This is a genomic window from Streptomyces alkaliterrae (assembly GCF_007097205.2).
Classification (GTDB): Bacteria; Actinomycetota; Actinomycetes; order Streptomycetales; family Streptomycetaceae; genus Streptomyces; species Streptomyces alkaliterrae.
Genome location: NZ_VJYK02000569.1, coordinates 1 through 1,556 on the forward strand (window position 1 = coordinate 1; position 1,556 = coordinate 1,556).

The following is a 1,556-nucleotide window of genomic DNA, read 5'->3' on the forward strand; positions in this document are numbered from 1 at the left end:
CTCACCGGCGAGGCCAGCCACCAGCTCGTCCAGCAGGCGCTGACCGTACTGCGCAACCTGGAACACCGAGGCGCCACCGGTTCGGAGCCCGACTCCGGTGACGGCGCGGGCATCCTGCGCCAGGTCCACCGATGGATCGTCAGCGGCACGATGAACGAGGCCGTACGGATACTGCGCAAGGGGAAGTCGGCCACATCCGGCGCCGCCGGCGAACTCGAGGCCATGCTCATCAGCCACCCCGGACGCCGCGACGCCGCGACCGAGTTGATCCGTTCCGCCCTCGGCGCCCTCTCCCAACTGCACGTCCGCGACTCCTGCGCGGCCGGCAAAGCCGACACCCTCGTATGGGAATCGTTTGTGCCCGAAGGGGGAACGCTGTATGTCATGGGCGAGTCCATCGAGGACCCGCGCCGCTCACCCGGCGCGATGCCGCTGGTCACCGCCCTCACCGCAGACGTGGTCGAGCACGGCCGCCGCATGGCCGCAGGGTCATCCTCCGGCCGGCTCGACCCACCAGTCACCCTGGTCCTGGACGGCCCCGCCACCGTCGCGCCGCTCCCCCTGCTGCCCGCACTCCTGACACCGGAGACCGCCGCCACCGGTCTGCACACCCACGCCTACGTGCGCTCCCACGCCCAGGTGCGCGCGTGGTGGCCGGACCTGATCGGCGCCCTGAACAACGTCTGACCGCAGCGGGTAGCCTCGACAGGGACCACACCGGGGGCAGTGGGCCCCACCAAAGGGGGCCCGAAGCACCATGCGGCACAGCGACAGTCTCGACGAACTCGTCCGCCGGACGGCACACGCCCTGTCCGCCAAGCGGCGAGGCGCGGTTGTCGTCGGCGCCATCCGGGGCGACGACAGCGCGGTCCACGGCGCCGACCCCGCAACGCTGTTCGAGATCGGCTCCGTCAGCAAGACGTTCACCTCGCTGGCCCTCGCCACCCTCGTGACACAAGAACAGGTCTCGCTCCAGGCACCGCTGTACAAGCTGCTGCCGCACGGCGCCGCCGTGCCCGGCCGCAGCGGCGAACCCATCCGCCTGCAGCACCTCGCGTGCCACACCTCCGGCCTCCCCAAGCTGCCACGCGGCCTCATGCCTCGCGGCCTGTTCAGCAAGGACCCGTACGCCGGCTGCACCACACCGTTCCTGCTGGACGGGCTGCCCCGCACCCGACTCCGCTCCACCCCCGGCACCCGCTTCCACTACTCCAACCTCGGCGCCGGCCTGCTCGGCCTGGCCCTCGCCCACCACACCGGGCAGGACTACGACACCCTCATACGCACCGAGGTCACGGACCCCCTCAAGCTGGTGGACACCGCCGTCGCCCTCACCCCCGAGCAGACCTCCCGGCTCGCCACCGGCCACAACGCCCTCGGCCGCCGCACGCCCCGCTGGCGACTGGCCGACCTCGCGGGCGCGGGAGGCATCCACTCCACCGTCCCCGACCTGCTGCTCCTCGCCCGCGCCCACCTCACGCCGCCGGCCGACGACTCCACCACGGCACCACTCGCCGAGGCCGTCCGCCTCACCCGGGGCACCGCCCACCCACTCC

The 1,556-nt window shown here is 72.5% G+C and carries 1 protein-coding gene and 1 pseudogene; both read left to right on the plus strand.

Annotated elements, in window-relative coordinates; all coding sequences use genetic code 11:
- Positions 1–687 (plus strand): annotated as a pseudogene (locus FNX44_RS26815) (hypothetical protein); the annotation flags it as partial.
- Positions 688–757: 70 nt separating this feature from the next.
- Positions 758–1,556, plus strand: a 799-nt coding sequence (locus FNX44_RS26820; protein WP_143651556.1) for a serine hydrolase domain-containing protein, incomplete at its 3' end; no start/stop codon positions are given.